The sequence below is a fragment of the Ideonella azotifigens genome, from assembly GCF_021043325.1.
GTDB classification, from domain to species: Bacteria; Pseudomonadota; Gammaproteobacteria; order Burkholderiales; family Burkholderiaceae_C; genus Ideonella; species Ideonella azotifigens.
Genome location: NZ_JAJNKD010000012.1, coordinates 59,185 through 83,179, shown reverse-complemented (window position 1 = coordinate 83,179; position 23,995 = coordinate 59,185). Strand labels below are relative to the sequence as shown.

Annotated in this window: 20 protein-coding genes; 6 read left to right on the top strand and 14 right to left on the bottom strand. The window is 68.6% G+C overall.

The annotated features are described in order from the left end of the window. The first annotated feature begins 83 nt into the window (after positions 1 to 83). From LRH25_RS22245 to LRH25_RS22235, 3 genes are read left to right on the top strand one after another with little or no spacing between them, the layout of a single operon-like run. Positions 84 to 1,016 carry an aminotransferase class IV gene (locus LRH25_RS22245; RefSeq protein ID WP_141287219.1) on the top strand — a complete coding sequence of 311 codons (933 nt, stop codon included), beginning with the start codon at positions 84 to 86 and terminating at the stop codon, positions 1,014 to 1,016. After that, positions 1,013 to 1,762: a sulfotransferase-like domain-containing protein gene (locus tag LRH25_RS22240; RefSeq protein WP_141287220.1), complete on the top strand. Its 750-nt coding sequence runs from the start codon at positions 1,013 to 1,015 to the stop codon at positions 1,760 to 1,762. The genes LRH25_RS22245 and LRH25_RS22240 overlap by 4 nt, the downstream gene beginning before the upstream one ends. A gap of 43 nt (positions 1,763 to 1,805) precedes the next feature. After that, positions 1,806 to 2,954 carry a Bug family tripartite tricarboxylate transporter substrate binding protein gene (locus LRH25_RS22235; RefSeq protein ID WP_231012247.1) on the top strand — a complete coding sequence of 383 codons (1,149 nt, stop codon included), beginning with the start codon at positions 1,806 to 1,808 and terminating at the stop codon, positions 2,952 to 2,954. 18 nt (positions 2,955 to 2,972) lie between these two features. On the opposite strand, the gene LRH25_RS22230 is transcribed toward LRH25_RS22235, so the two are convergent. The 6 genes from LRH25_RS22230 to exaC all read right to left on the bottom strand — a co-directional run bounded on the left by LRH25_RS22230 (position 2,973) and on the right by exaC (position 9,545). Continuing rightward, positions 2,973 to 4,094: a beta-ketoacyl-ACP synthase III gene (locus tag LRH25_RS22230; RefSeq protein WP_141287221.1), complete on the bottom strand. Its 1,122-nt coding sequence runs from the start codon at positions 4,092 to 4,094 to the stop codon at positions 2,973 to 2,975. A 112-nt stretch (positions 4,095 to 4,206) separates the two neighbouring features. After that, positions 4,207 to 4,944 carry a DUF6781 family protein gene (locus LRH25_RS22225; protein WP_141287222.1) on the bottom strand — a complete coding sequence of 246 codons (738 nt, stop codon included), beginning with the start codon at positions 4,942 to 4,944 and terminating at the stop codon, positions 4,207 to 4,209. 84 nt (positions 4,945 to 5,028) lie between these two features. Further along, positions 5,029 to 6,471, bottom strand: coding sequence for an exodeoxyribonuclease I (gene sbcB, locus LRH25_RS22220; protein WP_141287223.1), 1,443 nt, complete (start codon positions 6,469 to 6,471; stop codon positions 5,029 to 5,031). A 120-nt stretch (positions 6,472 to 6,591) separates the two neighbouring features. Beyond that, on the bottom strand, positions 6,592 to 7,488 hold the full coding sequence (locus tag LRH25_RS22215; RefSeq protein ID WP_141287224.1) for a DNA ligase: 897 nt from the start codon (positions 7,486 to 7,488) through the stop codon (positions 6,592 to 6,594). 100 nt (positions 7,489 to 7,588) lie between these two features. Continuing rightward, on the bottom strand, positions 7,589 to 7,963 hold the full coding sequence (locus tag LRH25_RS22210) for a DUF779 domain-containing protein (RefSeq protein WP_141287225.1): 375 nt from the start codon (positions 7,961 to 7,963) through the stop codon (positions 7,589 to 7,591). Positions 7,964 to 8,024: 61 nt separating this feature from the next. Beyond that, complete coding sequence (exaC, locus tag LRH25_RS22205; protein ID WP_141287226.1) at positions 8,025 to 9,545, bottom strand: acetaldehyde dehydrogenase ExaC; 1,521 nt, start codon at positions 9,543 to 9,545, stop codon at positions 8,025 to 8,027. Positions 9,546 to 9,853: 308 nt separating this feature from the next. Here exaC and LRH25_RS22200 point away from each other — a divergent pair, with 308 nt between their 5' ends. Beyond that, on the top strand, positions 9,854 to 11,815 hold the full coding sequence (locus LRH25_RS22200) for a sigma-54-dependent Fis family transcriptional regulator (RefSeq protein ID WP_231012244.1): 1,962 nt from the start codon (positions 9,854 to 9,856) through the stop codon (positions 11,813 to 11,815). Positions 11,816 to 11,821: 6 nt separating this feature from the next. Here LRH25_RS22200 and LRH25_RS22195 read toward each other — a convergent pair whose 3' ends face one another. Beyond that, entirely contained in the window at positions 11,822 to 12,535 is a 714-nt protein-coding gene (locus tag LRH25_RS22195) for a riboflavin synthase subunit alpha (RefSeq protein ID WP_141290164.1), read from the bottom strand. Between the two features lie 87 nt (positions 12,536 to 12,622). Then, on the bottom strand, positions 12,623 to 13,669 hold the full coding sequence (locus LRH25_RS22190; RefSeq protein ID WP_170201048.1) for a CE1 family esterase: 1,047 nt from the start codon (positions 13,667 to 13,669) through the stop codon (positions 12,623 to 12,625). A gap of 285 nt (positions 13,670 to 13,954) precedes the next feature. Between LRH25_RS22190 and LRH25_RS22185 the strand changes: the two genes are divergently transcribed. Continuing rightward, positions 13,955 to 14,701, top strand: a complete 747-nt coding sequence (locus LRH25_RS22185) for an acyloxyacyl hydrolase (protein ID WP_141290166.1) — start codon at positions 13,955 to 13,957, stop codon at positions 14,699 to 14,701. Positions 14,702 to 14,721: 20 nt separating this feature from the next. Here LRH25_RS22185 and LRH25_RS22180 read toward each other — a convergent pair whose 3' ends face one another. The 4 genes from LRH25_RS22180 to LRH25_RS22165 are packed head-to-tail and all read right to left on the bottom strand — an operon-like array spanning position 14,722 to position 19,941. Further along, on the bottom strand, positions 14,722 to 15,441 hold the full coding sequence (locus tag LRH25_RS22180) for a phosphatase PAP2 family protein (protein WP_231012243.1): 720 nt from the start codon (positions 15,439 to 15,441) through the stop codon (positions 14,722 to 14,724). Next, complete coding sequence (locus LRH25_RS22175) at positions 15,438 to 17,078, bottom strand: ArnT family glycosyltransferase (protein WP_141291034.1); 1,641 nt, start codon at positions 17,076 to 17,078, stop codon at positions 15,438 to 15,440. Before LRH25_RS22175 ends, LRH25_RS22180 begins: the two co-directional genes overlap by 4 nt. Continuing rightward, the gene (locus tag LRH25_RS22170) at positions 17,075 to 18,121 is read right to left on the bottom strand and encodes a glycosyltransferase family 2 protein (RefSeq protein ID WP_231012241.1); all 1,047 of its coding nucleotides are present in this window, start codon (positions 18,119 to 18,121) and stop codon (positions 17,075 to 17,077) included. Before LRH25_RS22170 ends, LRH25_RS22175 begins: the two co-directional genes overlap by 4 nt. Further along, the gene (locus LRH25_RS22165; protein WP_231012238.1) at positions 18,118 to 19,941 is read right to left on the bottom strand and encodes a phosphatase PAP2 family protein; all 1,824 of its coding nucleotides are present in this window, start codon (positions 19,939 to 19,941) and stop codon (positions 18,118 to 18,120) included. The genes LRH25_RS22170 and LRH25_RS22165 overlap by 4 nt, the downstream gene beginning before the upstream one ends. 87 nt (positions 19,942 to 20,028) lie before the next feature. On the opposite strand from LRH25_RS22165, the gene LRH25_RS22160 reads away from it, so the two are divergent. Further along, positions 20,029 to 21,219 (top strand): DNA alkylation repair protein, encoded by a 1,191-nt coding sequence (locus tag LRH25_RS22160; protein WP_231012237.1) that lies wholly within the window; start codon positions 20,029 to 20,031, stop codon positions 21,217 to 21,219. 6 nt (positions 21,220 to 21,225) lie between these two features. On the opposite strand, the gene LRH25_RS22155 is transcribed toward LRH25_RS22160, so the two are convergent. Both LRH25_RS22155 and ppk1 read right to left on the bottom strand, forming a co-directional pair. Next, positions 21,226 to 21,738: a SixA phosphatase family protein gene (locus LRH25_RS22155; protein ID WP_141288876.1), complete on the bottom strand. Its 513-nt coding sequence runs from the start codon at positions 21,736 to 21,738 to the stop codon at positions 21,226 to 21,228. A gap of 5 nt (positions 21,739 to 21,743) precedes the next feature. Then, on the bottom strand, positions 21,744 to 23,933 hold the full coding sequence (gene ppk1 / locus LRH25_RS22150) for a polyphosphate kinase 1 (protein ID WP_375140593.1): 2,190 nt from the start codon (positions 23,931 to 23,933) through the stop codon (positions 21,744 to 21,746). Positions 23,934 to 23,995 lie beyond the last annotated feature (62 nt).

Genomic DNA, 23,995 nt, shown 5'->3' with positions numbered 1-23,995 from the left:
AAAACCGCCCTTGGTGGGACGGCCAGCCCGAGATGATGCCACTGCCGCTAGACTCGTCCATCACCCGAGAACCCTGAAACCCAATGTCGCAAAGCATTCACGACTTCCACGACGACCCGCGCAATGCGGACATCCGCATCTGGATCAACGGCCAGCTCAAGTCGCGCGCCGACGCCACGGTGTCGGTTTTCGACAGTGGCTTCGTGCTCGGCGATGGTGTGTGGGAAGGCCTGCGCGTGGTGCAGGGGCATCCGGTGTTCCTGGATGCACATCTGGCGCGGCTGTGGGAAGGTGCCAAGGCCATCATGCTGGACATCGGCATGAGCAAGGCCGAACTTAGGCAGGCCGTCTACGACACGCTGAAGGCCAACCAGATGCACGACGGCGTGCACATCCGGCTGATGGTCAGCCGCGGTGTGAAGCGCACGCCATACCAGGACCCGCGTGTCACCGTGGGCCCGGCCACCATCGTGATCCTGCCGGAATTCAAGCTGGCCAAGCCGGAGACGGTCAACGCCGGCCTGAAGCTGTTCACGGTGCACGTGCGCCGCGGCTACCCGGACGTGCTGGACCCCAAGCTCAACAGCCACAGCAAGCTCAACTGCATCACGGCCTGCATCCAGGCCACCGCCGCAGGTGCCGATGAAGCGCTGATGCTGGACCCGCACGGCTTTGTGGCGACCTGCAACTCCACGCACTTCTTCATCGTGCGTGGTGGCGAAGTGTGGACCAGCAGCGGCGACTACTGCCTGGGCGGCATCACGCGCAGCAACGTGATCCAGGTCTGCCGCGAGGCCGGCATTCCGGTGTTCGAGAAGAACTTCAGCCTGACCCAGGTCTACAGCGCCGAAGAGGCCTTCTGCACCGGCACCTTTGCTGGCGTGGTGCCGGTACGCGAGGTGGACGGCCGCGCAATGGAAGGCGGGTTGCCGGGACCCATGGTGCTGCGGCTGCAAGCGCTGTACAAGGCGCTGGTGGCCCGCGACGTGGCAGCGCAAGAAGGCTCATGGGCATGAACGCCGGAGCACCGCTGCGCGTGGCCATGTGGAGCGGCCCGCGCAACATTTCCACCGCGATGATGCGGGCCTGGGAAAACCGCGGTGACTGCGCCGTCAGCGACGAGCCGCTGTACGCCGCCTACCTGGCTGCGACGGGCCTGGACCACCCGGGCCGCGACGACATCATTGCCGACGGCGACATCGACGCAGCGCGCGTGGCGCGGGCCCTGAGCGAAGGCCCGGCACCTGACGCTCAGCCGGTCTGGTACCAGAAGCACATGAGCCACCACCTGCTGCCAGGCATGGCGACGGACTGGGTGCACAAGCTGCACAACGTGCTGCTGATCCGCGACCCGGCGCAGGTCGTGGAGAGCTATCTGAAGAGCCGCGCCACCGTGGCCCCGGCCGACATCGGCCTGCTGCAGCAAGCCGCGCTGTTCGACGAGCTGGCGCAGCGCAGCGGCCAAGCGCCGATGGTGATAGCCGCAGACGACTTCCTGCAGGCGCCCGAGGCCTACCTGAAAGCGGTCTGCACCGCGCTGGGCATCGCCTTCACGCAGCGCATGCTCAGTTGGCCCGCAGGTCGGCGGGACAGCGACGGCATCTGGGCGCCCCACTGGTACGACGCCGTCTGGGCGTCGACCGGCTTTGAGGCCTGGCGCCCTCGCTCGCCTCAGTTGCAAGGTGCGGCCCTGGCCGTGGCCGAGGCCTGTCGCCCGGCTTACGCCTTGCTGCACCAGCATCGCCTCCGGATCAGCGCCTGACAAGCTGCCCTGACGTCTTCAAGAAGGCGGCAGGATGCCACGCATGTTCGCCACCAAACCTTGGTGGCGAATGCGAGCGATGTTAGATTGGCCGCCGAATCGCGCTGCAGACTTGGCTAAAAGACGATTAGACGATTCGCATTCGAGACCCACGGAGACAACACAAGTGATACGTTGCAGTTCATTGCTGGCGACCTGGTTGGGCTTGACCATGTCATTGCTGGGCGCACATTCTGCGCACGCGCAGGCATCGGAATGGCCGACCAAGCCCCTCAAGCTGGTCGTTCCGTTCCCGCCCGGCGGCACCAGCGATTTCATGGGCCGGCTGATCGCCGGCAAGCTCGCCGTGGCACTGAAGCAGCCCGTCAACGTGGAAAACATCGCCGGCGGCGGCGGCGTCACCGGCACCTTGAAGGCGCTGTCGCAACCCGCCGACGGCTACACGCTGATTCAAAGCGGCATTGGCCAGAACGCCGTGGCGCACGGCATGGATGCGCAGGTCGGCTATGACTCCATCAAGGACTTCACGCACCTGACGCAGGTTCATTCCGGTGCGAATGTGCTGGTCGCCAGCCCCAAGTCACCGTTCAAGACACTGGCCGAGCTGATCGCCTACGGCAAGGCCAATCCCGGCAAGCTCAGCTACGGCTTCACGCACGCATCTTCCGGCCACGTGGCGATGGAATTGCTCAAGCAGTCGCTGAGCGTCTGCCTGGGCAATGCCCAAGGCGGCCGGGACTGCAAGGGCCTCTCCATCGTTGGCGTGCCCTACAAAGGCGGCGGGCCCTTGGTCGCTGCGCTGCTGGAAGGCCAGGTGCCGATGGCATTCATCAATCAGGACTCGGCCTATCCCCTGGTGAAAGAGGGCAAGCTCCAGGCCCTGGCAGTCACCAGCACTTCGCGCAATTCGCTGTTCCCCAACGTGCCGGCGATCAGCGAAAAGGAGATTCCGGGATTCGTGGCAATGTCTTGGTCCGGCATTTCGGTGTCCAGCAAGACGCCCGCCCCCATCGCCGCACGGCTGGAAGCCGAACTGGTGAAGATCATGCAGTCACCGGACACCAGGCAACAGCTGGAGTCCAAAGGCTTTGTGATCCCGGACCAGGGCTCGCACAGCTACGCGAACTTCGTTGACCGCGAAGTCAGCCGGTGGGGCCGCGTGATACGCATCGCCGGCATCAAGCCCGAGTGACCGCGGGCAGCGCTGCCCTCAGCGCTTCTTGACGATCACGCTGCCGATCGAATAACCGGCGCCGAACGAACAGATCACGCCCAGGTCGCCCTTGGCCAGGTCGCTGTGGTGGCGGTGGAAGGCGATCACCGAACCGGCCGATGCGGTATTGGCGAATTCGTCCAGGATCAGCGGCGCGATGTCGGCATTGCCGTCGCTGCCGAGCAGCTTCTTGATCACCAGCTGGTTCATGCCCTGGTTGGCCTGGTGCAGCCAGAAGCGGCGCACCTGCGTGGGCTCCACCCGCAGCGTGTGCAGGTGCTTCTCGATGTGCGCCGCGGCCATCGGCACCACTTCCTTGAAGACCTTGCGGCCCTCCTGGTAGAAGGTCTTGTCGCGGCCCAGCGGGTCGTTGTCTTCGGCGCGGTTCATGAAGCCGAAGTTGTTGCGGATGTTGCTGGAGAACTCGGTCGCCAGCTTGGTGCCGAGGATCTCCCACTGCTCGCTGCTGGTGGCCGTGTCGGCAGCTTCGATGATCACCGCGGTGCAGACGTCGCCGAAGATGAAGTGGCAGTCGCGGTCGCGCCATTCCAGGTGCGCCGAAGTGATTTCGGGGTTGACCACCAGCACGCACCTGGCGCTGCCGGCCTTGACCGCGTTGACCGCCTGTTCGATGGCGAAGGTGGCCGACGAACAGGCCACGTTCATGTCGAATCCGTAGCCCCCGGCGCCAATCGCCTGCTGGATCTCGACCGCCATCGCCGGGTAGGCGCGCTGCATGTTGGCCGCGGCGCACAGCACTGCGTCCACGTCCGCGCCGGTCTTGCCCGCCGCGGCCAGCGCCTGCTTCGCGGCGTCCACCGCGATCTCGGCCATCAGCGACAGCTGCTCGTCAGCGCGGGCCTCGAAGCGCGGGTACATGCGCGTCGGGTCCAGCACGCCGGCCTTGTCGATCACATAGCGCTGCTTGATGCCCGAGGCCTTCTCGATGAACTCCACGCTGGAGTTGGTGATGGCCGCGCGGGTGCCGGCGGCGATTGCGTCGGCATGCTGCTTGTTTTGCAGCGCAGCATAGGCGTTGAAAGCCTCCACCAGCTCGGCGTTGGTGATCACGTGCGGCGGCTGGTAAAGGCCGGTGCCGCTGATGACGACTCGGGTCATGGCGCAAATATCCGTGAAAAGTGAAAAAGCCCGCTGCGCGGCAGACGGGCTTCCTGGAGGTCGACCGCGGATTTTAGGGCGGGTGGTACACAGGGCCTGCCGGCCCAGGGGTTCAAGTGGCTTTGCGGCGTGCGGATTTGGCTGCGGGCGCGGCAGGTGCAGCAGTGGGCGGCGGTGGTGAACCGGCGCTGCCGCCCTGGCGCAAGGCGTCGGACATGCCCATCAGCACGCCGCTGACCAGCGCGGTGTAGCTCTGCGCCAACGCCTGCGCGGCCTTCAGGCCGGCGGCCCGGGTGTCGCGCATGGCCGTCTGCATCTTCTCCAGTTGTGCGGTCACGCCGTTGACGGTCGCCTGCGCATGCGCACCGGCCTGGCTGCCGTCCTGCTTGAAGTGAGACAGCGCCTGCTCCCAAGGGCCGGACAGCGTGCCACCGGCGGCGTCCGCCGCCTTGCGCACCGCACCGAACATGGTGTCTTCCAGCTGCTCCAGATCGCCCAGCGCCTTCTTGAGCTGCTTGTCCTGCAGGCCCACGCCCTGGCCAGCCAGGCTGCTGAGCGCCACCTGGTGGGCCTCGACGGCCTTCAGCAGCGCATCGTCCATGCCGGCCAGCGCCGAGCCCAGCATGGCCTCGGCATCGACCTCCGGCAGGCCACGGCCGGCGGTGCCGGCGCTGGCGGCCTCGGTGACCGACTTCAGCACCGAGCGGATGTTCTTCAGGCTCATCTCGCGGCCCTGCAAGGCCTTCAAGGTGGCCGTGTGCACGGCGTCGCGCAGCTGCGCCGTCTGGCGCGCGCTGGTGGTCGAGAACATCTCGATCAGGGCGTCCTGGTCAATGCCGGACTTGAGCATGGGCACTCCGCAAGGTGGTTGGGTTGACGGCGACGATACGCGCGTCCCGCATGCTTCGGCCCAGGGGCTTGCCCGAAGCCATGATCACATCTCTGGAGCGATCTGCTCGAGGTATTCGGACAAGGCGTCGAGGATGGCGGTCGCCTTCTCGTCACCCTTCTCGGCAGCCGCAGCGCCCAGCACGTCCAGCTTCTCCAGGTAGGCGTCGATGCTCATCGCGCCGCCCTCGCCTTCGTGCAGGCGCGCAGCGCGGTACTGCTCCCAGCGTTCGTGTTCTTCGGGGCTCAGGCTGTCCAGGAAATTCCGGGCGCGGTAGCGGAACAGCAACTCACCGAGGCGGCCGTCGTCGAAGCTGGCACGCGGCAAGGCGGGATCGTCGGGCTTCAACTTGCGCAGGCGGTCCAGCCGGGTGCGGTCCTGCGGGCCGACGAAGCCGCCATAGAGGTCTTCGTCCACGTCCGGCGTGCGCTCGGCGGGCGGGCGGGCAAACACCTCGTCCCACAGGCCACCGAGCTTGGCGCTGTTTTCGGCGCAAGCCTGGGCGTGCTGCAGCGCAAGGTTCATGTCCAGGCCCCAGCGTTCGGCCATCGCGTGCGACAGCGTCTTCAGGTTGCCGATCACCACCGGCGACTTGTTGATGTGGATGGTCTTGATCGGCAGCCGCGTCACGCCTTCGGGCAGCGCGTCGGCCTTGGTGAACATGCGCTCGCGGATGGCCGCGGCGTTCAGCGTGAACAGCTCGGACGGATCGACCGCCAGGTCCCAGACGATCAGCTCGTTCTTGTTGACCGGGTGCGGCGCCAGCGGCCAGACGGCGGCAATGCAGCCGCGCTCCGGGCCGTACATGCCGGAGATGTGCAGGAACGGACGGCCGACGCCGATCTCCGCCCACACAGCATCCTTCTTGCGCAGCTTCAGGCAGAAGTCCCACAGCCGCGGCTGGGCCTGGCGGATCAGCCGGGCCAGGCCAATGGTGGCGCGCACGTCCGACAGCGCATCGTGCGCCGCCTCGTGCAGCAGGCCGTTGGCGGCGCTCAGATGCTCCAGCTTGAACGACGGCCGGCCGTCCTCGTGCTTCGGCCACTCGATGCCCTCGGGCCGCAGCGCGTACATGCAGCGCACGGTGTCCAGCAGGTCCCAGCGGCCACAGTCGTTCTTGTACTCGCGGGCATACGGGTCCATCAGGCAACGCCAGAACAGGTGGCGCGTCACTTCGTCGTCGAAGCGGATGGAGTTGTAGCCCACGCCCACCGTGCCCGGCGCGGCCAGCACCTTCTCGATGGTGGCGGCGAAGCGGTGCTCGGGCAGGCCTTTTTCGAGGCACAGCTGCGGCAGGATGCCGGTCAGCAAGCAGGATTCCGGGTCCGGCAGATAGTCCGGCGCGGGCTGGCAATAGACCATCACCGGCGCGCCGATCTCGTTCAAGTCCGCATCGGTGCGCACCCCGGCGAACTGCGACGGCCGGTCGTGGCGCGGCACGCGGCCGAAGGTCTCGTAGTCGTGCCAGAAAAAACTGAAATCGCTCATGCCGGCACGATACCGCAGGCCCAGCGGGGCCGGACGCGGCCAGCGCCGGGCCGCCCCAAGCAGGCCGCGCTACCCGCCCGGCGGGTGGTTTCGTGTACCCGCGAAACCGGGTGTCGCACCTCAGGTGCCTGCGTCGCGCAGCCGCAGCAGCGTCGCGAAACGTGGCAACCCGGTGTCGGTCTGGCCGCGCCAGCTGTAGCTCAGGCGGCTGCCCAGCGGCGGCGGGCTGCGGCGCTGTGCGTCGCTCAAGCCCGAGCCTAAGAGGAAGACCTGGCCGTCGTCGTTGCGCACGCGAAGCGCGCCGATCTGGCCGGCATATTTGCCTTTGCCCGGCACATGGCCGATGACCACCGCGTCTGCGTCCTGCACCGGCTTGAACTTCAGCAGCAACCCATTGCGGCCGGTCAGGTAGGGCGCGTCGGCCAGATGCAGCGCCAGGCCTTCGCCACCGCCGGCCACGACCTCCTGCAGCCGCTGCTGCAGCGTGACGCGGTCGGCCACGCGGAACTGCGCGACGGCCCGCACGGGGCCGGCGCCGTCTGGCGGCGCAAGCACGGCCAGTCGCGCGGTACGCTGCTCGAAGTTGCCTTCGCCACCGGGCAATTCAAAAACCCGATATTGCAAGGCGCGCCAGCCGGGATCGGCAGGGTCGCCTCGCCGCAGCAGCGCCGAGACTTCGTCAAAGCGCCCTCGCCCGAGCCAAAGTTCGCCGTCCAGCGGCTGCGTTGGCAACTGGGCCAGGAACCATGCCGGCGCCTGGATCTCGCCACCGCCACGAAAGCGCAACCGGCGCCCATCCCACAGGCCACGCACGCCGTCGAACTTCTCGCTGACCAGGTAGGGTGCGGGCGACACGTCCGGCCCGAGTTCTCGCGCCAGCAGCAGCGTAGGCGCCGACTCGGCTACCGCCTGGATCGGCGCCGTGGCGGCGAGCACCTGGCCACCCAGCCCGGTAGACAGCAGCGCCGGCAAGCCCAGCAACCAGGAGGGTGAAACGGACGGCGACTTGGGCGGCATGGCGAGGCGAAGGAAGTGGACGGGACGGTCGCATTGTTGCGACGCGCCCCGGCTCCGCCCATCCGCCGTTCGGGGGTGTTTGACGGTTTTGTCGCGGAGTTCAGCGGGGCGCGGGCTGCGCAGCCAAGGTCTGCCACTCCTCATCCGTCCACAGCCGGGTCAGGCTGACAAAGTGCACGCCTTCCGGGTCTTCCAGCGAATAGCTGCCCTGGCTTCCGGCGCGCACGTCCAGCGTGAGCTGCATGCCCAGCAGGTATTCGCATTGCGAACGGCTGACATGGAACGACGCGCCGCCGACCCGGCCGAGCTGCACGTCGCCAGCGTTGAGCGTCAGGTCGCCCGGCGCGCAGCACATGGGGTGGCTGCCTTCGCAGCAGCCACCGGCCTGGTAGAAAAAGATGTCCGCACCATGGCGCGCCTGCAGTTGCGCCACCAGCGCCAAGGCGGCGTCGGTGGCGATCACGCGTTCGATCATGGCTTGCGCCTCCCGATGAAAAAAGCGGCCCGAAGGCCGCTCGTGCATGACAGCGTGAAGTTCAGAAGAAGCCCAGCTTGTTCGGGCTGTAGCTGACCAGCAGGTTCTTGGTCTGCTGGTAGTGGTCCAGCATCTGCTTGTGGGTCTCGCGGCCGATGCCCGATTCCTTGTAGCCGCCGAAGGCTGCATGCGCCGGGTAGGCGTGGTAGCAGTTGGTCCACACGCGGCCGGCCTGGATGCCACGGCCAAAGCGGTAGGCCCGGCTGCCATCGCGGGTCCACACGCCAGCACCCAGGCCGTACGGCGTGTCGTTGGCAATCTGCATGGCTTCGGCTTCATCCTTGAAGGTGGTCACGGCCAGCACCGGGCCGAAGATCTCCTCTTGGAAGATGCGCATCTTGTTGTGGCCCTTGAACAGCGTAGGCTGGATGTAGTAGCCGCCGGCCAGGTCACCCTCCATCTTCGCCGCGCCGCCGCCGATCAGCACCTGCGCGCCTTCCTGCTTGCCCAGCTCCAGGTAGGACATGATCTTGTCCATCTGCATCGACGAGGCCTGCGCGCCCATCATCGTGTCGGTGTCCAGCGGGCTGCCTTGCTTGATCGCGGCCACACGCTTGATCGCCCGGTCCATGAACTTGTCGTAGACCGATTCCTGGATCAGCGCGCGGCTGGGGCAGGTGCAGACCTCGCCCTGATTGAACGCGAACAGCACCAGGCCTTCGATGGCCTTGTCGAAGAAGGCATCGTCGGCAGCAGCCACGTCGTCGAAGAAGATGTTCGGGCTCTTGCCACCCAGTTCCAGCGTCGCCGGGATCAGGTTGCTGGCCGCTGCCTGCGCAATGACGCGGCCGGTGGCCGTGGAGCCGGTGAACGCGATCTTGGCGATGCGCTTGCTCTGCGCCAGCGGCATGCCGGCCTCGCGGCCAAAGCCGTTGACGATGTTCAGCACGCCGTCCGGCAGCAGGTCGGCGATCAGCTCGGCCAGCACCAGGATGCTGACCGGCGTGGACTCGGCCGGCTTCAGCACCACGCAGTTGCCTGCGCCCAGTGCCGGTGCCAGCTTCCAGGCCGCCATCAGGATGGGGAAGTTCCACGGAATGATCTGGCCGACCACGCCCAGCGGCTCGTGGAAGTGATAGGCGATGGTGTCGTCGTCGATCTGGCTGAGCGTGCCCTCCTGCGCCCGCAGGCAGCCGGCGAAGTAGCGGAAGTGGTCGGCCGCCAGCGGGATGTCGGCATTGAGCGTCTCGCGCATCGGCTTGCCGTTGTCCACCGACTCGGCGTAGGCCAGCTTCTCCAGGTTCTGTTCGATGCGGTCGGCAATCTTCAGCAGCACGTTGGCGCGCGTGGCGGCCGGCGTGGCAGCCCACTTGGCGGCGGCGGCGTGCGCAGCGTCCAGCGCCAGCTCGATGTCGGCCTCGGTCGAACGTGCAGCCTGGGTGAAGACCTTGCCATTGATCGGCGTGATGACGTCGAAATACTGGCCGCCCACTGGCGCGACGAACTTGCCGCCGATGAAGTTGTCGTAGCGCGCCTTGAAGCCGACGGGGGCACCAGCGGTTCCGGGAAAGGCATACAGCATGCGTTTGTCTCCTGCGTTGTTGGATGAAGAGGGAAGCGACCCGACGTTTGCGTGTGGGGAAACGGGGCCTGCCCTGGCTTGCTCTGCACGCGACATGCCAACGGCAGCCGGGCCTTGTTTGTGCCGGGAACAGGCTGATCCTGCGCAAATCCGGGTGAAACAGCGGCCATGGCCTGCGCCAATGTGTCGCACACCGAAACCCTGTGCCGAAACGGAACAGCTCGCCTGCGGCACTGGCGGAAGACCCTCTAGGCGAGGGCGGTCGGCATGGCTAACCTTGGCCCGACACCGCCTTCGAACCTGCCGCCATGCACCCTGCCCTGACCCCCGTCCTCTCCCCCGCCCAGGTGCGCGAGGCCCACCGGCAGCTCAACAGCAGCGGCGAGGTGTCCGCGCAACTGCTGGGCCCCGTGCTGGCGCGCTCCTGGCAGCGCAGCGCCGCAGCCGGCCTGTCGCCCACGGCACGCCCGGCGGGCGCGCCGCATGCGTCCTCGGCCCAGTTGCGCCAGGCGCTGGAACAGCAGCGCGAACTGCTGGCCCACGCGCTGCCGGTGATGAACTTCCTGCATGAGCAGACCCAGGACAGCGACGGCATGCTGGTGCTGGCCGACCCGGACGGGCTGCTGCTGCACTCGCTGGGCGACCTGCAGTTCATGCACCGCGCGGAGCGCGTGGCGCTGCGCCCGGGCGCCAACTGGCACGAGTGCTGGCGCGGCACGAATGCGGTTGGCACCGCGTTGGTCGAGGCCCAGCCGCTGGTCGTGCACGGCGGCGAGCACTTCCTGGAGCGCAATGCCTTCCTGACCTGCGCCGCCGCGCCCATCCACGACTCGCAAGGCCGCCTGCTGGGCGCTCTGGACCTCTCGGGCGACCACCGCGGCTACCACCGCCACACGCTGGGCCTCGTGCGCTCGGCCGTGCGCATGATCGAGCACAGGCTGTTCGAGACCCGCCATGGCGACCAGCTGCGGCTGCGGCTGCACAGCCAGCCCGAGGGCCTGTCCACGCTGACCGAAAGCCTGTTGGCGCTGTCGGGCGACGGCTGGGTGACGGGCGCGAACAAGGCCGCGCTGGCACTGCTGGGCCAGCCCTGGCAGACCCTGGGTGGCCTGCCCATCGAACAGTTGCTGGAGGTGTCCATGGACCGCCTGATGGCCAGCGCCCAGCGGGCCGGCGGCGCGCCGCTGCGGGTGCAGACCGTGCACGGCCAGGCCTTGTGGCTGCGCATCGAACCGGGCCAGGCCAGCCTCGGCACGCCGGCCATGGTGTTCGCGGCCCAGCCGGCGCCCATCGCGCTGCCCGCCCCGGCACCGGCCGACGAGCTGGCGGCGCTGGACACCGGCGACCCCACGCTGCACGCGGTGCTGGCCCGCGCGCGCCGGGTGCTGGACAAGCCGATTGCGCTGCTGCTGCAGGGCGAATCCGGCGCAGGCAAGGAGGTGCTGGCGCGGGCGGTGCACCGCAGCGGGCCGCGGCGCGCGCAAGCCTTCGTGGCGGTCAACTGCGCGGCGCTGCCGGAAAGCCTGATCGAGGCCGAACTGTTCGGCTACCGGCCCGGCGCCTTCACTGGCGCCAGCCGCGAAGGCGCTCCCGGCCGCATCCGTGAGGCGGACGGCGGCGTGCTGTTCCTGGACGAGATTGGCGACATGCCGCTGGCCATGCAGGGCCGGCTGCTGCGCGTGCTGCAGGACCGCCTGGTGGTGCCGCTGGGCGGTGGCAAGCCGGTGGCCGTGGACATCCAGCTGATCTGTGCCACCCACCATGCGCTGCGCGAGCAGATGCGCACCGGCCAGTTCCGCGAAGACCTGTACTACCGGCTCAATGGCCTGACGCTGCAACTGCCACCGCTGCGCGAGCGCCAGGACCTGGAGGCGCTGGTGCAACGCATGCTGCAGGAACTGGCGCCAGGGCAGGACGTGCAACTGTCACCGGAACTGGCGCAGCGCTTCGCCTGCTACCGCTGGCCCGGCAACCTGCGCCAATTGGCCAATGCACTGCGCACTGCCTGCGCGCTGATGGAGCCTCACGAGACGCAGATCACCTGGGCGCACCTGCCCGATGACCTGGCCGAGGATCTTCGTGCCTGTGCACCGCTGCGGGAGACGGCGCCTGCAGCAGTGGAAACTGCCATCGACCTGCGCGAGCTTGCGGTCCGCACCGTGGAGCGGGCGCTGAAGGAGAGCGACGGCAATCTCTCGGAAGCCGCCCGCCGGCTGGGCATCAGCCGCAACACGCTATACCGCAAGCTCAGGGCTGCGCGGTCCAGCTGAAAAAACTCAGCTGAGGCCCTTGAGTTTGGGCAACGGGCCGGCAAGCTCCTCGGGGCTGCTGCCTTGCTGGCGCAGCAGCGCTTCGAGTGCCGGCATCAGCGGGCCCAGGCGTTCGTCGAGTGCGTCGCGCACGGTGTCGACAAAAACCTGCGTGCTGCGCTCGATCTCGATGTTCAGCGTGTCGCCCGGCTGCTTGTCGCCAAAGGTGGTCATGCGCAGCGTCTCGGGAATCAGCCAGACCTCGAACCAGCCCTCGGCACGGTTGGCCTCGGCCACCGTCAGGCTGGCGCCGTTGATCGCGATGTAGCCCTTGGCGAAGATGTAGCGCATCCACGGCTGCGGCACCTGGATGCGCATCACATGGTTGTTCTCGGGCTGGCGCACCGTGGCCAGCGTGGCCTTGAAATCCACATGGCCGGACAGCGGGTGGCCGCCGATCTCGGCGCCGTCGCGCGCCGCGCGCTCCACGTTCAGCGGGCTGCCTTCGCCCAAAGCACCCAGCGTCGTCAGCGACAGGCTTTGCTGCATCACGTCAAAGTCGGCCGCGTTGTCGCCATGCAGCTCGGTGACGGTCAGGCACACGCCGTCGCACGAAACGCTGGCGCCAATGCCCAGATCCTGCGCGAAGCCGTCGGGGAACTGCAGCCGGAAGCTGCGCAGCCCTGGTTTGTCCTGGATGCTGGCCACCTGGGCCACGCCTTGCACAATGCCGGTGAACATCCGAAATCCCAATGAAAAAACTGGCGCGAGCTTAGCAGCCCGGGCCAGTTTCGGTGGCGGGCGCCGAGGCGCCCATGCTGGGGGTGATTACTTCAGGCCAGCCGTGGAGGCCAGGCTTTCTTCCTGGTCCAGGATGCCGGTGCCGGAAGAGAAGCCCATTTGCGCGGCCAACGAATCGACGCCGTGACCCGCGCCATGAATGCGCTTGAGCACCAGCTTGCCGCCGCAGTTGGACCAGGTGTCGACGTTGCCGCTGTTGGTCGGCGAGGCAGCCACAGTCTCGCCGCACATCGCCGTCGCGCGGACTTGCTGCTGGACCTGTTCGTTGATCACCTGGTCATTGACCCAGGCATCGCCGGCCGCGTAGATCAGGACCTGGTTGATGGTCCACAGGTCATCGCCCCAGTTCGACGCCCCGGTGATCGGGTCGAAGGTCCGCATCACCGGATCGCTGTCGCCAATGATGCCCATGTACGGCGCCACCGCCTTGCCGGCGGCAGTGCCAGCGGGATCGCACACCGCTGCGCCGGTCGAGAAGTCCACCGAGGCCGGGCCGGCCAGGGACACATAGGAATCAAACGTGGCGTTGGACTCGCAGTACATGCGGTTGGTCATCGCGCCGCCCATGGAGTGGCCCATCAGCGTGATCTTGCTGATGCCGTAGTCCGCGCGCAGCTTGGCAGCCAACCCAATCAGGAAGGCTTTGTCGTCCTGGCCGGAGGTCATCACCCGGTTGCTCCAGGTCGTCGCGCCGTCCTGCCCGGCAATGTGCTGCCCCTGGGGAAACACGAGCATCACGTGATTGTTTTCCAACCAGGTCCAGTTGATGGTCGACGATGCCAGGTCGGTCTGCGAAGTGTTCAGGCCGAGCTGGTAGGAGATGGAGACGTTGTTCCCGCCGCCGCCGTGCAGCGCAACGATGGCCCGGGTCGCGCCCTTGGGCTTGTAGATGTTGATCTGTTGTGGGTAGGCAGCACCGGTGCTGCTGGTGACCTGCACGTTGGTGATCAACTCGTCAGTACCTGACGGCGCCACGTCGTTGTCGCTTCCACCACCGCAGGCGGACAGCAAGGCGACAGAGGCCAGCATGGTGGTCACGGCAAGCGCGCGGACCCGGGAGATGCGATGGAACATGGAAAGACTCCGAAAGGCTGTTGGTATGACCCGCTCAAAAAAACCTCCGCCAACCCACCCAAGAGTGGCGGGCCACAAGCTGTGGCCAAGAGATTCCGCAGCGGTGAATGGATGGCATGACGGTAGCACCGGGCCCCTGGCCCACCCATTCGCTTGCGACCCGACGTAATGTAGGACAACGCCCTTATGAGATGTCGGCCGACAACAACGTGGAAAAAACCTGTGACTCTTTGTCAGGGAAGCCGTGAGCGGGCGCGCTCCAGGCGTCGCTGGCAGAATCCGCCGATGCCCAGCCTGCCCTCCCCCATCTCGCCGCGCGCCAAGCGCACGTTCGGCCGCACCTTCGGCCACTCCATCAGCACGCGCCGTGCCCGCTTCGGCGCCCAGGCTGTCGCCTGCCTGTCGATCCTGCTGTCCGCGCCGTTGATGGCGCAAACCGCACCCGCCTCGCCCAAGGAACATGCATCCAGCAATGGCCTGCGCGCCGTGGCCGTGGCTGGCACGCTCGCCAGCTGGGCCTACGCCTGGTGGGAAGGCGCACCATTCACGCGCTGCGACGGTGCGCCGCGCTGGCAGTTCCGCGGCAACGTGGCCAAGGACGACGAACTCCGCGTGGCCACCGTGGGTGCCGCCTACGGCGAATGCCAGATGCTGACTGCTGGTGGCTGGAGCCTGAGCAACCAGACCAACTTCTCGGTCAGCCGCTGGAGCGCGCAAGGCGATGTGGCCTTCGCGAAGAATGCCTGGGACGTGGCGATCGTGCCGCTGGTGCACTGGCAGCGGCCGGCCTTTGGCGCCACGCGCATGGAAGTCGAATTCGGCATCGGCCCGGCCTGGCTGAGCCAGACCAACATCGGCGACCGCCAGAAAAGCACCCAGTACCAGTTCTCCGACCACCTGGGCCTGAACCTGGTGGACGCCGGCGGCGCCTGGCGCGTGGGCCTGCACTGGCGGCACATCAGCAACCTGGACATCAAGACGCCGAACAACGGCGTGGACTTTGCCGGCGTCGTGGTCGCGTTCAGCCTCTGACCCGCAAGAACCGCCGGCCTTCAAGCCGCTGAGGCCTGCCGCCGCCGGCGGCGCCTGAGCCGCCAGCGCAGCCATCCGGCGCGCACCAGCAGCGCACAGCCCCAGATCGCCAGGCCAGCGAAGACCACGTCGCTGAGGAAGTGGCCGCCCTGGATGATGCGGACGGCGCCGATCAATGCGCCAGCCGCCATGCCGGCGCGCCACCAGCGCCGGCGCACCGCAGGCGCGGCCATCAGGCCCACGGCCATCAGCACGAAGCCGGTGGCCGCATGGCCGCTGACGAAGGAGCAGTTGGTGCGGCAGCCGCTGGACGGCAACAGCGCCATGCTGAACACCTTCTCGCCGCCGAACTGCAGGATGTGCACCGGCCGCGGCCGGCCCCATTGCTCCTTCAGTGCGCCGTGCACCAGCACCACCACGCCCAGCAGCATGACCAGCGCCAGCGCCCAGCCGCGCCGGCCGTGACGCAGCCGATGGCCCGGCGAGCGGCGCCAGCTGCGCCAGGCGCTCCACAGCGCATAGAGGAACACCGCCCAGCCGACCGCCGTGGTGCCGCGGTAGATCGCCCGTACCCACCACCAGTGGTCACCCGGGAAGTGACCCTGGCCGTCGTAGAACCAGCCGGCCACCTGCAGGTCCAGCTGCGGCCAAGCCGAAAACACCGTGCCCGCGACCAGCAGCGCCAGCAGCCAGGCCAGCGCCTCGCGATGCCGCGCGCGCCGCCACCAACCGGTCTTCATGGCGCGGCTTGCGCCACCGAGGTGGCAGCCGGTGCAGCAGCACGCCACAGGATCAGCGCATAGCCCCGCTCGGCATACAGCGGGATGTAGCGCCCGCCGGCCTGGGCGATCAGCTTGGGCAACTGGTCCAGCCGGACCAGTGCCAGTTCGCCATCATGTGGCGCGCGGCGCGGCGTGGACTGGCCGCGGTAAAGCGCAAAACTGGGCTGGTGCAGGCCCCATTGCACCGCCGGCTCGTTGCGCTCCGCGGCAATGGCCGCGGCGCGCTTGATCGGGCCTTGCAGCAGGTCGCCCCACCACGGCAGCGCCACGCCCAGCGCCACCACCGCAATCACCAGCGCCGAAACGCCGCTGCGCAGCGCCAGCGTCCACCCCGGGCGGTTCAGCTGGGTCATCAGGAACAGCACGGCCAAGGCCGCCAGCCCGCTGAGCCAGGCCAGCCACGGCGAGGCATGCTGGCCTTCCAGCACCGCCTTGTAGAGCGGGTGCGTGACCTGCGGCAGCCACCAGCCCATGGCCAGCGCCGAGCCGCACAGCAGCGCCAGCAACAGCAGCAGGCTGACGGTCAGCGCCGCACGCATCGTGGTGCCCGCTTCGGCCAGCGTGATGGCCATCAGCAGCACCAGCGGCGTGGCGCCATACAGCGCGTAGTGCGGCAGCTTGGTGCCCGAGAGCGAGAAGAACACGATCACGAAGCCGGCCCACAGCAGCAGGTAGCGCTGCAGCGGGTCTGCCCAGTGCCGCTTCACACGCGCCAGCACACCTGCAAGCAGCGGCGCCCACGGCAGCAGCAGCAGCGGCACCACCACCAGGTAATAGCCGATGCTGCCGCCGTGCTGCTCCAGCGGGCTGGTGTAGCGCGCCAGGTTGTGGCGGATCAGGAAACCGTCGATGAAGGCCTGGCCGTGGCGGTGCAAGGCATAGGCGTACCAGGGCACGGCAATGCCCAGCATCAGCAGCCAGGCAACCGGATCGGCCATCGCGCGGCCCAGCCGGGCCAGCGCGGCGCGCCAGGGCAGCGAGCAGAACAGCCACAGCAGCAGCGCGGCGCCGGGCACGATGATGGCCACCGGCCCCTTGGTCAGCAGGCCCAGGCCCATCCAGGCATAGGCGCGGCGCAGCGCCGGCTTGGAGTCGCTGGACAGCCAACGCCAGCCGTCCAGCGCGGTCAGCGTCAGCAGCAGGTTCAGCAGCGCGTCGGCCGTCGCGGCGCGGCCGATGATCAGCACGCCCAGCGAGGTGGCCAGCATCACCGTCGCGCTCACCGCAACCTGCCTGCCCAGCCGCGGCAATGCGAACTGCGCCAGCACCAGCGCCCACAGCCAGCCGCTGAGGGCAGACGGCAGCCGCATCGCGAATTCGCCGACGCCGAAGGCCGACGCGCTGAGCGCCTGCAGCCAGTACACGCCGATGGGCTTGTCGAAGCGCGGCTCGCCGTTCAGCGTGGTGTGCAGCCAGTCGCCGCTGGACAGCATCTCGCGCGTGGCTTCGCTGAAAGCGCCTTCGTCCACATCGAACAGCGGCGCTCCGCCCAGCCGCCACAGCGCCAGCGCCAGCAACACCAAAGCCAGCAGCGCCCATTCGTTGCGGCTGAGCTTTCCGGCCGGCGCCGGCGCTGACATGCCAGCAGCCATCATGCGTGCCAGCCCTCGCCGTCCGCCACCGGCGGCGTGGCCATCAGGTGGTACTGGCGGGCATGGCTGCCGTCGAAGTAGATGCGGATCAGCAGCTCGGACAGCACGCCGGTCAGCAGGAACTGCAGCCCGCCCATCACGCAGAAAAAGCCGACGAACAGCAGCGGCCGGCCGCCGATGGATTCCCCCAGCAGCTTCAGGATGCCGAGGTAGCCCAGCACCGCAGAGCCAAAGCCCAGCACCGCCAGGCCGACCGCGCCGAAGAAGTGCCCCGGCCGCGCGCCGAAGTTCAGGAAGAAGTAGACCGACAGCAAATCGACGATGACGCGGAAGGTGCGCGACAGGCCGTACTTGGATTCGCCATGCTCGCGGGCACGGTGGTTCACCGGCTCCTCGGTCATGCGGTCCGGCGTGGTCACGGTCGCCAGCCAGGCCGGGATGAAGCGGTGCATCTCGCCATACAGCCGCACCTCGCGCAGCACCGAGGTGCGGAAGGCCTTCAGGCTGCAGCCCAGGTCCTTGAACTGCATGCCGGTGATCTTGCGGATCAGCCGGTTGGCAATCATCGACGGCAGCCGGCGCAGCGCAAAGCCGTCCTGCCGCTTCTCGCGCCAGCCGGCCACCATGTCCATGTTCTCGATCAGCAGCCGCGCCACCATGCGCGGGATGTCGCGCGGGTCGTTCTGCAGGTCGCCGTCCATGGTCACGATGACGTCGCCGCGCGCCGCGTCGATGCCGGCCTGCATGGCCGCCGTCTGGCGGAAGTTGCGCAACAGGCGCAGCACGCGGATGTGCGGGCCGACCGTGGCCGCATGGCGCTGCAGCGCGGCGCCCGTGCCATCCCGGCTGCCGTCGTCCACGACGATCAGCTCCCACGGGTGCGGATAGGCCTGCAGCGCCGCCTGCACCGTGTCGATCAGCGGCCTGACGTTGTCGATCTCGTTGTACATCGGCACCACCACCGACAGGCGGTGCGGCGGCGCCGGGTCGGCCGGCAGCGCGGGAGCGGCGCCGATGTAGGCGTTGGAAACAGGCGAATCGGTCATGGAAGGGGGCGGTCTGCGGACCGCTGGGAAGCAGTGACGTTGGCGGCGTCGGCCGCGAAATCGGTCTTGAAAGAGGTGCGCCGCGGCAGCAGCATGGCCACGCCGCGGTACAGCGCAAAGCTCAGCAAGGCCACGGCCAGGCTCAGCGCATGCACCGCCAGCGCGGCACTGGTCAGGCGCGCCGGCTCGGCAGCCACCTGCAGCCATTGTCCCGCAGCCCAGATGGCCGCTTCGTAACTGCCCACGCCGGCCGGCGCCTGGATCGGCAAGGCCACCGCCAGTTCGCCCGCCACTGCGGCGCTCACGCCCGCCAGCCAAGGCAGCGGCGCCAGCAAGGCCAGCCCGCCACCCAGCACCAGCAGCTTCAGGCACCAGTTGGCCAGGCACAGCAGCCAGCCCAGCCTGTCGTCCCGGTGCGCCAGCAGGCCAGCCTGCAGGGCCCGCCAGCGCGGCAGCTTGGCGCCCAGCCAGTTGGAGAGCCGGGGCAGCAGCACCAGCAAGACCAACAAGGCGCCTGCCACCGCGCCCAGCCTTAGCCACGGCGAGCCGGGCAACAGGCAGGCCAGGCCCAGCAGGCCGAGCACGCACGCATCCTGCAGCCGCAGCCACACCAGGCTGCGCAAGGCGTCGGCCACCGGAATGCCGAAGCGGCGGTTCAGCAGCCACGGGTAACCAGCCTCGCCAGCGCGCATCGGCAGCACCAGCAAGGCGGCGTTGTGGGCCAGGAACAGGTCCACGCTGTCGTGCAGCGTGAGCATGGGTTGGCCCGGCCGGTTGGCGCGGCCCCAGTTGCCCCATTCGCGGCGCAGGCGCTCGGCGCGCAGGGCGTAGCTGCCCCACAGCCCGGCGCACAAGGCCAGCCAGGCCCAGGCCGGCAGGCCGCGCAGCGCCTCGGCCACCGGCTGCCAGCTGGCATTGCGCAGCAGCACCGCCAGCGCCAGCCCGGCCAGCAGGCAGGGCAGCACCAGCCTGGCCACGCGCGCATCGGCGCCGGCCGGCGCGTCCGCGCTCTGCCAGCGGGAGACTGCGCTGCACAGCGACATCAGCGCCAGCGTCCACTGCAGCGGCTGGGCGATCGGGTAGCCGGTCTTCTGCACCAGCATCGCCAGCGCCAGCAGCAGTTCCAGCACCGCCAGCAGCCGCCGGCCGCGCGGCAGGTTCAGCCAGCGCTGCAGCGGGCTGCGCTGCGCCAAGGCCAGCGCGATCAGGCCGCTGAGCAGGCCCAGGCCGGCGCCTGCCAGCACGTCAGACGGCCAATGGGCGCCAACCGCCACGCGCGACAGCGCCACCAGGGCGGCGACGCCGAACACGGCCACCTGCTGCCAGCGCGCCCAGCCCATCGCGCTGGCCAGCAGCGTGGCCATTGCAAACGCTGTTAGCGAGTGGCCGGACGGCATTGAAGGCGAATGCACGATGGGCTCGCCGATCACCCACAACTGATCTGCCGTCCACAGCTTGGGCGGGCGTGGCGAGCGCACCAGGTTCTTCGGCAGGTGAGTCAGCAGCGCGGCCACCGGAATGCACCACAGCGCCGCGGCCAGCGCCGCCTGCCGGGTCCGGTCCAGCGCCATCACCACCATCAGCGTGCTCAGGCCCAGTCCCGCCACGCTGAGGCCAGCCCAGATCCCGGCCGTCCACGCATCGGGCCCGCCGGCTGCCTGGTTGCCCAACCGGAACAGCGCGTGGTTCAACTCTGGCCGCAGTTGCAGCGCCGTGCCCGCCAGGATCAGCAGGAAAGCAATGCCAAGGGACCACCAGGGCGTTTGGGAAGAACGCAACGGCGATTCGCCAGCGACGTTCGGGTCGGGAGAAGACGGCATGTGGGGCGGGAGATTTGGCCGGCATGATGCCAGAGCGGCACCGGCCCACGCGCTTCGCGCGCCGGGAGGCTGAACTATGCTCGCCCGATGGTCGACACCTCCACCTCCCTCCTGGCCGCCGCCGAGGCCAAGGCCGCCGCGCCACTGCTCAAGCACCGCCTGCACACCGGCAGCATTGCCGCCGCCGCCCACCACCTGAAGCTTCACGAGTGCCGCTTCGACAGCGCCCGCTTCACGCAACTCGCCAGCGACGGCCTGGAAGCGCTGGAACTGAAGGCCAGGGCGATGCAGATCGCCGCCGCGCTGGACGCCACCTTGCCGGCCGACTTCGACGCCGCCTGCCAGATGGTCGAGCGCGCGCTGGCGCCCGCCGTGTCCCCGGACGCCTCCAGCAGCGGCGACGCCAGCAGCGCAGGCCTGGCCGGCTGGATCGTCTGGCCACTGGGCGACTGGGTGACACGCCGCGTGGCGGCCGATCCTGCGAACCTGGACCGCGGCCTGCAGGCGCTGCACGCGCTCACGCAGCGCTTCACGGCCGAGTTCGCGATCCGCCCGCTGCTGCGTGACCACCAAGCGGCGGTCTTCGCCACGCTGCAACGCTGGGTGGACGACCCGAACGAGCATGTGCGCCGCCTCTGCAGCGAAGGCAGCCGCCCCCGCCTGCCCTGGGGCCTGCGACTGCAGGCACTGGTGCGCGACCCTTCGCCCAGCCTGCCGCTGCTGGGCCGGCTGCAGGACGACCCCAGCGCCTACGTGCGCCGCAGCGTGGCCAATCACCTGAACGACATTGCCAAGGATCATCCGGCCCTGATTGCCGACTGGCTGGGCAGCCACCTGCCCGGCGCGCCGGCCGAACGCCGCGCGCTGCTGCGCCATGCCAGCCGCAGCCTGATCAAGTCAGCCGACGTGCGGGTGCTGGCCGCCTGGGGCCAAGGGCAGGCGCTGGTGGGCGACGCGACGCTGGCGATCTCACCTGCCCGCATCACGCTGGGCGGCGCGGTGCAGCTGCGTGCCACGCTGCGCAGCACCGCGGCCGAGCGCCAGACCTTGCTGGTCGACTACCTGGTGCATCACGTGAAAGCCGACGGCCGGACCAGCGCCAAGGTCTTCAAGGGCTGGCAGCGCGAACTTGGGGCCGGCGAGACGCTGCTGCTGCAGCGCAGCCACGCCCTCAAGCCCATCACCACGCGGCGCTACTACCCGGGGCTGCACAAGGTCGAGCTGCAGGTCAACGGCGCGGTCGTCGCCGAGGCCAGCTTCGAGTTGCTGCCTGGCTGAGCCTGATCAGATTTGCTCGGGGGTGCGGACAGCAACCAGCACCACCTCGCCGCGCTCCTCGCGCGGCCGGTAGCGCAGCCACCACACGCCGCCCTTCTTCACGGCCCAGGGCAGCATCGCCGGGTCTTCGCTGCCGTCCTCGGCCCTGAAGGTCGCCGCCGCCATGCGCGGGCCGATCATCAGGTAGGCCGCGGCCAGGCCCAGCGTGGGCTGGTGGCCGACGACCAGCACAGGCTCCTTGGCATCCGGCCAGCGCGCGGCGGCCAGCAAGCCTTCGACCGTGCCGTCCGGGCCCAGCGTCTCGACCGTCTTGAAGCGCCGGCCCAGCGCATGCGCGGTCTGCTGGGTGCGCTTGGCCGGGCTGACCAGCACCCGCGTGCGCTCCGGCAGGAAGCGGTTCAGCCACTCGCCCACCCGCCGCGCATGGCGCTCGCCCTTGGTGGTCAACGCCCGCTCCAGGTCGGGCAGCTCGGCCGCGGTTTCATCGGCTTCGGCGTGGCGCCAGAGGATCAGGTCCATGGGTGTCAGGCGGTGCTGCGAGAGGAGTAGAGCTGCATCAAGGCCTGCTGCACGCTGATGCCTTCGCTGGACACGCGCTGGTAGCTGCCATCGGGTTGCTGCAGCCAGGCGTCGCGGGTGTCGTGCAGGTAAGGCACCAGGCATTCGTCGATCACGCGCTGGCGCAGCCTGGGGTCCCGCACCGGCCAGGCCAGCTCGATGCGGCGGAACATGTTGCGGCTCATCCAGTCCGCACTCGACAGGTACAGCGCCTCTTCCTCGTCGCCATCGCCCCAGCGGAAGTACAGCACCCGCGAATGCTCCAGGAAGCGGCCGACCACCGAGCGCACCCGGATGTTGTCGGTCTGCCCCGGCAGGCCTGGCGGCAGCATGCAGGCGCCGCGCACGATCAGGTCGATCTGCGCACCGGCCTGGCCGGCACGCATCAGCGCCTGGATCAGCGCCGGGTCGGTCAAGGCATTGCACTTGACGACGATGCGCCCACCGTAGCCGGCGGCCGACGCTGCACCGACCTGCTCGATGTGCCGCATCAGGCGGTCGTGCAGCACGAAGGGCGCGGTCAGCAGCTGGCGCGGCGGGCCCAGACGGGTCAGGCTGCCAATCTGCTGGAACACGGCCTCGGCATCGGCGGTGATGCGCGGGTCGGCCGTCAGGTAGCCCAGGTCGGTGTAGAGCCTGGCCGTCTTGGGGTTGTAGTTGCCGGTGGACAGGTGCACATAGCGGCGCATCTTCACGCCGCCGCGCTTGCTGGCCTCGCGGCGGGTGACCAGCAGCAGCTTGGCATGCGTCTTCAGGCCGACGATGCCGTAGACCACCTGCACGCCCACCGCTTCCAGCCGGTCGGCCCAGTTGACATTGGCCTCCTCGTCGAAGCGCGCCTTCAGCTCCACCACCACGGTGACTTCCTTGCCGCGCCGCGCCGCCTCGATCAGCAGGTCCATCAGCACCGACTGCGCGCCGGTGCGGTAGATGGTCTGGCGGATCACCAGCACGTCCGGGTCCAGCACGGCTTCGCGCAGGAACTCGACCACCGGGTCGAAGCTTTCGAACGGGTGGTGCAGCAACACGTCGTGTTCTCGCACCACGCTGAGGATGGATTCGCCGCGGCGCAGCCGGCGCGAGGGCCAGCGCGGCTCGTGTGGCGGGAAACGCAGCTGCACGCCGGGCACGTCGTCGGCCTGGTCGATCAGCTGGTTCAGCCGTACCAGGTTGACCGGGCCGTCCACGCGGTAAAGCGCCGCCTCGGGCAGCTTGAACTGCTCCAGCAACAGGCGCCACAGCTCCTCGGGGCAGCTGCTCACCACTTCCAGCCGGATGGCCTGGCCGTAGTGCCGCGTGGTCAGCCCGGTGCGCACGGCCTGGCGCAGGTTGACGGTGTCGTCTTCGTCGACTTCCAGGTCCGAATCGCGGGTCACGCGGAACTGCGAGAAGGCCTCGACGGTGCGGCCGGGAAAAAGGTCTTCCAGGTGCGCCCGGATCACGCTGGAAAGCATCACAAAGCCTTGCTGGCCCGGCGCGCAAACCTCCGCCGGCAGGCGGATCACGCGCTGCAGCACGCGCGGCACCTTGACGATGGCAATCGTGCTCTCGCGGCCGAAAGCATCGCGCCCGCCCAGCCGGGCGATGAAGTTCAGCGACTTGTTGGCCACCTGCGGGAACGGATGCGTCGGGTCCAGGCCCACCGGCATCAAGAGCGGCCGCAGCTCGCGCTGGTAGAAGCGCGAGACCCACTCGCGCTGCTCGGGCGTGCGTTCGGCGTGGTTGATGATCTCGATGCCGTGCTGGCGCAGCGCCGGCATGACCTTGGTGTTGAACAGCGCGTACTGCTCGTCGATCAATGCATGGGCTCGCGCGGCCAGCGTGGCCAGGTCGTCACGGCTGGCATCGCCGCCGGCGGCCCGGGCAGCCTCCAGCGTGTCGGCAAAACGCACCTCGAAGAATTCGTCCAGGTTGGACGATACGATGGTCACGTAGCGCAGCCGCTCCAGCGGCGGCACATCCGGGCGCTGGGCCTGGGCCAGCACCCGGCGGTTGAAGGCCAGGATGGCCTGCTCGCGGTTCAGCAGCGGCGGCAGCCCGGGGGCTGCGTCGGCCGGCGAGGCCAGCGGTGCCGCCGGCGTGCTCATTTGCGCAGGCACGACAGGCGCTGTCTCGGTCGGTTGGGCAGCATCACGTAAGGCAGACTCAGCACTCATGCGGGCAGTTTATGAACTTTATGTGACGACGCCGTGACGCTGTCACAAATGCGAAGCTGGCG